Raw genomic sequence first — 7251 nt, forward strand, 5'->3', positions numbered from 1 at the left:
TTGACGCCCTGCTCCTTCAGCGTGGGCACGTCGATGCCGGGCAGGCGCTTCTCGCTGGTGACGCCGATCGCGCGCATCTTGCCGGCCTTGATGTACTCGGCGAACTCGCTGTAGCCGCTGCCGCCGATGGTGACGTTGCCGCCGAGGATGGCTGCCACCGCCTCGCCGCCTCCGCGGAAGGCCACGTAGTTGATCTTGGACGGGTCGACGCCGACCTCGCGGGCGATCATCGCCGCCGCGATGTGCTCGGTGGAGCCGCGCGAGCCGCCTCCCCACTTCACGCTGCCCGGGTCCTTCTTCAGCTGCTCGATGACGTCCTTCATCGTCTTGAGCGGCGACGACGCCGGCAGGACGAAGACGTTGTATTCGCTGGTCAGGCGCGCAATCGGCGTGGCCTGGGTCAGGCTCACCGGCGGCTTGCCGGTGATGATGCCGCCGAGCATCACCGCGCCCATCACCATCAGCGCGTTCGGGTCGCCCTTGTTCGCGTTGACGAACTGCGCCAGGCCGATCGCACCAGCGGCGCCGCCCTTGTTGTCGAAGCTGACCGAGCTGGCCACGCCGGCATCCTGCAGCGCCTTGCCCAGTGCGCGGCCGGTGCTGTCCCAGCCGCCGCCGGGGTTGGCCGGGATCATCATCTTCAGGTTCGCGCTGGCGCGGGCCGACAGCGGCAGCGCGCCGGCAGCAGCCAGGGCGGCCAGGGAGCGGAGGAAGGTATCGCGACGCATGGGCTGGTCTCCTCGGAAGGGGTGTTCTGGTGGCGTGATGGTCGGCCGCAGGGCTGTCAGTTCGCTGTCCACCGCCCTAGGGAAAGCCCCAAGCGTGCCGGCGCGGCGAGGCCGGCCGGGCGGGTCCAGACTGGCGCGCCGATGAAGTTGCTGCTGATCGAAGACAACCCCGCCATGCAGACCACGCTGCAGCGCTCGTTCGAGCGCCGCGGCATCACGGTGGTGCCCTGCACCGACGGCACGCGGGCGCTCGACCGCTGGCGCGCCAGCGTGCCCGACGTGGTGGTGCTCGACCTCAGCCTGCCCGGCCTGGATGGCCTGCAGGTGCTGACGCTGGCGCGCGCCGAAGGACTGCGCACGCCGGTGCTCATCCTCACCGCGCGCGGCACCGTGGGCGACCGCATCCTCGGCCTGAACACCGGCGCCGACGACTACCTGCCCAAGCCCTTCGACCTCGACGAACTCGAGGCGCGCATCCGCGCGCTGGCGCGCCGCGGCGAGCCGGCCGCGCCGTCGACCTCGCCCTCGTTCGCCGGGCTGGGGGTGGACGGTGACAGCGGCGCGGTCTGCCTGAACGGCACGCCGATGGAGCTGGCACCGCGCGAGGCGGCGATGCTGCGCGCGCTGCTCGCCCGGCCGGGCCAGGCGGTGGCCAAGGAGCGGCTGGTCGAGGCCGTGTTCCCGGGCGAGGACGTGCAACCCGATGCCATCGAGGTGGTGGCCTACCGGCTGCGCAAGCGCCTCGCGCCCACCGGCGTGCAGCTGGTGACGCTGCGCGGCCTGGGTTACCTGCTCAAGGCCGGCGCGTGAACCTGCGGCCTCGCTCGCTGCGCAGCCAGCTGCTGATCGGCCTGATCGTGCCGCTGCTGCTGGGCATCGCCGCCAACACCGTCAGCCTGTACCGGCAGGCGCTGCGCGCCGCCGACACCGCCTACGACCGCACGCTGCTGGCCAGCGCCAAGTCGATCGGCGAGCAGCTGCAGGTCACCGGCGCCGGCGACGCGGCGCGCGTCCAGGCCACGGTGCCCTACTCCGCGCTCGAGGCCTTCGAGGCCGACAACCGCAGCCGCATGTATTTCAAGGTCAGCGGCTTCCAGGGTGAGATGGTCTCGGGCTTCGAGGACCTGCCCGCCTGGCGCGGCCGCCTTCCCGACCGCGGACCCTATGCGGCGCTGGTCGACTTCTACGACGACACCTACCGCGAGCAGCCGGTGCGCGTGGCCGTGCTGCTGCAGCCGGTGGCCAGCCAGGACGGGCGCGGCATGGCCACCATCCAGGTGGCCGAAACGCTGGAGCTGCGCCAGACGCTGGCGCGGCAGATCCTCGTCGACACGCTGTGGCGCCAGGCGGCGCTGCTGGTGGTGCTGGTCGCCGCGGTGCTGTGGGTGGTGCAGCGCGCCACGCGGCCGGTGCGCGAGCTCAGCGCCCAGCTGCGCGACCGCGCCGAGAACGACCTCTCGCCGCTCGCCGCCACCGATGCGCCGCGCGAGCTGCAGCCGCTGCTGGACGCCACCAACCAGGTGATGGGCAGGCTCGCTCACCTGCTCGCGCACCAGAAGCGCTTCGTGCGCGACAGCGCCCACCAGCTGCGCACGCCGCTGGCGGTGCTGAAGACACAGGTGCAGTCGGCGCAGCGCGGCGACGTCGAGCCGGCTCAGGCACTGCAGGAGATGCGCCACACCGTCGAACGTGCCACCCAGCTCGCCAATCAGATGCTCTCGCTGGCCAAGGTGGAGCAGCTGCGCCAGCAGGGCGACGCGCCGGTGCTCGACTGGGCCGAGATCGCGCGCGCCGTGGCGCTGGACCTGGGCGCGCTGATCGCCGAGCGACAGCTCGATTTCGAGATCGCCACCGTGCCGGCCCCGGTGCGCGCCCACGAGTGGGCGCTGCGCGAGCTCACCCGCAACCTGCTGCACAACGCCATCAAGCACTGCCCGGAGGGCGGCAGCCTGACGATGCGCCTGCTCAGCGACGGCCGCACCGCCGCGCTGACCATCACCGACAGCGGCCCCGGCCTGCCGCCCGGCCTGCGCGAGCGCCTGTTCCAGCCCTTCGCCGCCGGCGAGCGCGGCGGCTCGGGCCTGGGCCTGGCGATCTGCGGCGAGATCGTGCGAAGTCTCGACGGCAGCATCTCGCTGGACGATCGCCTGGCTGGCGGGCGCATCGCCGGGCTCGACGCCACGGTGCGCCTGCCGCTGGCCGACAATGCGCGCACATGAGCGATTCCGACGAACACGACACCCGCGTGCGCCTGGACAAGTGGCTGTGGGCCGCGCGCTTCTACAAGACCCGCGGCCTGGCCGCTGAAGAGATCGCCAAGGGCCGCATCGAGGTCAACGGCCAGCCGGCCAAGGCCTCGCGCGAGGTGCGCCAGGGCGACCGGATCGCCATCCGCCAGGCCCAGCAGCCACGCACGGTGGTCGTCAGGGGGCTGAGCTCGGTGCGCGGCCCAGCGCCGGTGGCCCAGCAGCTCTACGAGGAAACCGCCGAGAGCGTCGCGCTGCGGGCGAAGCTGGCCGAGCAGCGGCGCTTCGGCACCGAGCCGGCGCAGACGCTCACCCAGGGCCGCCCGACCAAGCGCGACCGCCGGCAGCTCGCCGACTGGGACCGCTGGAGCGCCAGCGCCGAGCCGCCGCCGCCGCGCGGCCGCGGCTGATCAGCCCTGCTCCCAGAGATCGGCAGCGGCCAGGTCGGCGGGCGCGCGCAGGCGGGCCTGCGCAGCGGCATCGCCGAGCAGCCGCCAGCGCCACCAGTCCACGCTGATCGCAGCGATGACGCGCCGGTGCTGCGCTTCCAGCGCGACAGCCCGCTCGCCGCGGCGCCCGCTGCGCCCTTCGGCCCAGGCCAGCCCGGTGCCGCCACCGAAGGTGGCGTGGTCGGCCCCGTCCAGCACCAGCTGAGCCTTCTGCCCCGGCGGCAAGCCGCGGTAGACGGCGCGGCGCGCGGCGTTGCTGGCGTCGCCGACCAGCATGGCCTCGTCGTCGCTGCCGGTCATGGCGAGGAACGGCCGGGTGATGGCGCCGAAGCGCCGGGCCAGCGTGGCGTCGTCCAGCCCGTCGCGCTCGTTGAAACCGGAGCTGAAGGCGATGAAGGCGCGGATGCGCGGGTCGGCCACCTCGCCCACCCGCTCGGCGCGGCGCGCGCGCGCCGGCCGCTCGCCGGCCAGGGCCTGGGTCAGCCGCGCGCCGAAGGAGTGGCCGGAGAAGCCGATCGCCTCCGGCCGCACCCGCGCCCAAGATCCGCCTGTGCCGCGCCGCCGCTCGATCTCGTCGAGCACGAAGCGGGCATCGGCGATGCGCGCCAGGTACTGCTCCGCGCTGGCCGCCCGGCGCGCGCCGCGCAGGCCGCCGCTCTGCCAGACGCCGCTGTCGCTGCCGGGGTGCTGCAGGTGCAGCACGGCCAGCCCGCCGGCCTGCCAGGCCTCGCCCCAGACCGCGCCGCCGGAGCGGCTGCCGCCCAGGCCGTGGGAGTGGATCACCAGGCCGCAGGCGTCCTCGCCGGCCGGCCAGCGCAGGCGCACGGGAATGTCGCGGCGGCGGAACGGATCGGTCCAGGTCTCGTCGGCGAATTCCGCGCCGGCAGCAGCGCGGACCGGCAGGCCCAGCGCGGCGATGGCGGCGAGTGCGTCACGGCGTCTCATGGCCGCGGATTCTGCGGGGAAATCGTCGAATGACCCTCTTGAAATCGCGGTCGGCGCCCCAAGGTCGACGGCTGAGCATTTCCGTGACCGTCATGTCGAACAACGAACAAGCCCCCCAGAACCCCGAGAACGAGGCCGCGGCGGGCGCGGCGGACGCCGCAACCGACAGCTCCGAGGCCTCGCTGCAGGCCCAGCTGGCCGATCTCCAGGCCCGTCACGCCGAGGTATCCGACGCCTACCTGCGCGCCAAGGCGGAAGCCGAGAACACCCGCCGCCGCGCCGAGGACGAGATGGCCAAGGCGCGCAAGTTCGCCATCGAGAGCTTCGCCGAGAGCCTGGTGCCGGTGAAGGACAGCCTCGAAGCCGCCATCGCGATCCAGAACGCCAGCAACGAGCAACTGCTCGAGGGCGTGCACGCCACGCTGCGCCAGCTGGCGCAGGCGCTGGAGCGCAACAAGGTGGTCGAGGTCAACCCGGCCGCGGGCAGCAAGTTCGACCCGCACCAGCACCAGGCCATCTCGGTGGTACCGGCCGACCAGGAGGCCAACACCGTGGTTGCCGTGCTGCAGAAGGGCTACCTGATCGCCGAGCGCGTGCTGCGCCCCGCGCTGGTCACGGTGGCGGCGCCGAAGTGACGCCGTCCACAAGCCGCCACCCTTGAATTAGCCGCAGTTATCCACAACTCGAAGACAACCGGATTCCCCGATCTCAGGAGCACACGAACATGGCAAAGATCATCGGCATCGACCTCGGCACCACGAACTCGTGCGTGGCCATCATGGAAGGCAACACCACGAAGGTGATCGAGAACAGCGAGGGTGCGCGCACCACGCCGTCGATCATCGCCTACCAGGAAGACGGCGAGGTGCTCGTCGGCGCCTCGGCCAAGCGCCAGGCGGTGACCAACCCCAAGAACACGCTGTACGCGGTGAAGCGCCTGATCGGCCGCAAGTTCACCGAGAAGGAAGTGCAGAAGGACATCGACCTGATGCCCTACAAGATCGCCGCTGCCGACAACGGTGACGCCTGGGTGGAAGTGCGCGGCAAGAAGCTGGCGCCTCCGCAGGTCAGCGCCGAGGTGCTGCGCAAGATGAAGAAGACCGCCGAGGACTACCTCGGCGAGCCGGTGACCGAAGCCGTGATCACGGTGCCGGCCTACTTCAACGACAGCCAGCGCCAGGCCACCAAGGACGCCGGCCGCATCGCCGGCCTGGACGTCAAGCGCATCATCAACGAACCCACCGCTGCAGCGCTGGCCTTCGGCCTGGACAAGGCTGGCAAGGGCGACCGCAAGATCGCCGTCTATGACCTGGGCGGCGGCACCTTCGACATCTCGATCATCGAGATTGCCGACGTCGACGGCGAGAAGCAGTTCGAGGTGCTCTCCACCAACGGCGACACCTTCCTGGGCGGCGAGGACTTCGACCAGCGCATCATCGACTACATCATCGGCGAGTTCAAGAAGGAGCAAGGCGTCGACCTGTCCAAGGACGTGCTCGCGCTGCAGCGCCTGAAGGAAGCCGCCGAGAAGGCCAAGATCGAGCTGTCGAACAGCACGCAGACCGACATCAACCTGCCCTACGTGACGGCCGACGCCACCGGCCCGAAGCACCTGAACCTCAAGCTCACCCGCGCCAAGCTGGAGTCGCTGGTCGAGGAGTTGATCGAGCGCACGATCGCGCCGTGCCGCACCGCCATCAAGGATGCCGGCGTGAGCGTGGGCCAGATCGACGACGTGATCCTGGTCGGCGGCATGACGCGCATGCCCAAGGTGCAGGAGAAGGTCAAGGAGTTCTTCGGCAAGGAGCCGCGCAAGGACGTCAACCCCGACGAAGCCGTCGCCGTGGGCGCGGCCATCCAGGGCCAGGTGCTGTCGGGCGACCGCAAGGACGTGCTGCTGCTCGACGTCACCCCGCTGAGCCTGGGCATCGAGACGCTCGGCGGCGTGATGACCAAGATGATCCAGAAGAACACCACCATCCCGACCAAGTTCAGCCAGGTGTTCTCGACCGCCGACGACAACCAGCCGGCGGTGACGATCAAGGTCTACCAGGGCGAGCGCGAGATGGCTTCGGGCAACAAGAGCCTGGGCGAGTTCAACCTCGAGGGCATCCCGCCGGCGCCGCGCGGCACGCCGCAGATCGAGGTGACCTTCGACATCGATGCCAACGGCATCCTGCACGTCGGCGCGAAGGACAAGGCCACCGGCAAGGAGAACAAGATCACCATCAAGGCGAACTCGGGCCTCAACGAGGAAGAGATCCAGAAGATGGTGAAGGACGCCGAGCTCAACGCCGCGGAGGACCACCGCAAGCTCGAGCTGGTGCAGGCCCGCAACCAGGCCGATGCGATGGTCCACTCGGTGAGGAAGAGCCTGGCCGAACATGGCGACAAGCTCGATGCGCCGGAGAAGGAAAGCATCGAGGCTGCGCTCAAGGAGGCCGAGGAGGCCATCAAGGGCGAGGACAAGGCCGCGATCGACGCCAAGACCGAGGCACTGATGACCGCCAGCCAGAAGCTCGGCGAGAAGGTCTACGCCGAGGCGCAGGCCGCCCAGGCGGCAGCCGGCGGCACAGCGGGCGCGGCGCCGGAAGGTGCGCAGCAGGCTTCGGCCAAGCCGGCTGACGACAACGTGGTCGATGCCGACTTCAAGGAAGTGAAGAAAGGATAAGGCGGACAGGCCATGGGCCTGCCGCCCTATCTCGCCGCGTTCGACGTGGCAGGCCCTGCCTGCACGTCAACGCGGCGTTCCCGCTTGAGCAGAACCGAGAATTCGAATGGCAGCAAAGCGTGACTATTACGAGATCCTCGGCGTGGCGAAGAACGCCACCGAGGACGACATCAAGAAGGCCTACCGCAAGCTGGCCATGAAGTACCACCCTG

8 protein-coding genes are annotated in these 7251 nt (G+C 70.6%); 6 read left to right on the plus strand and 2 right to left on the minus strand.

Annotated elements, in window-relative coordinates; translation table 11 throughout:
• A partial coding sequence (locus AB7U92_RS18345; protein ID WP_428580183.1) for a tripartite tricarboxylate transporter substrate binding protein occupies positions 1-728 on the minus strand: 728 nt, incomplete at its 3' end.
• A 141-nt stretch (positions 729-869) separates the two neighbouring features.
• Here AB7U92_RS18345 and AB7U92_RS18350 point away from each other — a divergent pair.
• Genes AB7U92_RS18350 through AB7U92_RS18360 form a run of 3 tightly spaced genes read left to right on the plus strand, consistent with a single transcriptional unit; the run spans position 870 to position 3384 of the window.
• A complete protein-coding gene (locus AB7U92_RS18350; RefSeq protein WP_428580186.1) occupies positions 870-1538 on the plus strand; it encodes a response regulator transcription factor in 669 nt (222 codons plus the stop codon).
• Positions 1539-1540: 2 nt separating this feature from the next.
• Positions 1541-2947, plus strand: a complete 1407-nt coding sequence (locus tag AB7U92_RS18355) for a sensor histidine kinase (RefSeq protein WP_428580197.1) — start codon at positions 1541-1543, stop codon at positions 2945-2947.
• Positions 2944-3384 (plus strand): RNA-binding S4 domain-containing protein, encoded by a 441-nt coding sequence (locus AB7U92_RS18360; protein ID WP_428580189.1) that lies wholly within the window; start codon positions 2944-2946, stop codon positions 3382-3384. The genes AB7U92_RS18355 and AB7U92_RS18360 overlap by 4 nt, the downstream gene beginning before the upstream one ends.
• Here the strand turns inward: AB7U92_RS18360 and AB7U92_RS18365 are convergent, their stop codons facing one another.
• A complete protein-coding gene (locus tag AB7U92_RS18365; protein WP_428580192.1) occupies positions 3385-4368 on the minus strand; it encodes an alpha/beta hydrolase family protein in 984 nt (327 codons plus the stop codon).
• 92 nt (positions 4369-4460) lie between these two features.
• Between AB7U92_RS18365 and grpE the strand changes: the two genes are divergently transcribed.
• The 3 genes from grpE to AB7U92_RS18380 all read left to right on the plus strand — a co-directional run.
• Positions 4461-5003, plus strand: a complete 543-nt coding sequence (gene grpE / locus AB7U92_RS18370) for a nucleotide exchange factor GrpE (protein ID WP_428580200.1) — start codon at positions 4461-4463, stop codon at positions 5001-5003.
• 89 nt (positions 5004-5092) lie between these two features.
• Positions 5093-7039 (plus strand): molecular chaperone DnaK, encoded by a 1947-nt coding sequence (gene dnaK / locus AB7U92_RS18375; RefSeq protein WP_428580195.1) that lies wholly within the window; start codon positions 5093-5095, stop codon positions 7037-7039.
• Between the two features lie 106 nt (positions 7040-7145).
• A partial coding sequence (locus tag AB7U92_RS18380; RefSeq protein ID WP_428580203.1) for a DnaJ domain-containing protein occupies positions 7146-7251 on the plus strand: 106 nt, incomplete at its 3' end.

The sequence above is a fragment of the Piscinibacter sp. genome (assembly GCF_050175855.1).
In the GTDB taxonomy this organism is placed as follows: domain Bacteria; phylum Pseudomonadota; class Gammaproteobacteria; order Burkholderiales; family Burkholderiaceae_C; genus Piscinibacter.

Coding starts and splice junctions, on each gene's coding strand:
- AB7U92_RS18360 (WP_428580189.1), top strand. CDS start 2,944: ATGAGCGATTCCGACGAACACGACACCCGCGTGCGCCTGGACAAGTGG.
- dnaK (WP_428580195.1), top strand. CDS start 5,093: ATGGCAAAGATCATCGGCATCGACCTCGGCACCACGAACTCGTGCGTG.
- grpE (WP_428580200.1), top strand. CDS start 4,461: ATGTCGAACAACGAACAAGCCCCCCAGAACCCCGAGAACGAGGCCGCG.
- AB7U92_RS18365 (WP_428580192.1), bottom strand. CDS start 4,368: ATGAGACGCCGTGACGCACTCGCCGCCATCGCCGCGCTGGGCCTGCCG.
- AB7U92_RS18350 (WP_428580186.1), top strand. CDS start 870: ATGAAGTTGCTGCTGATCGAAGACAACCCCGCCATGCAGACCACGCTG.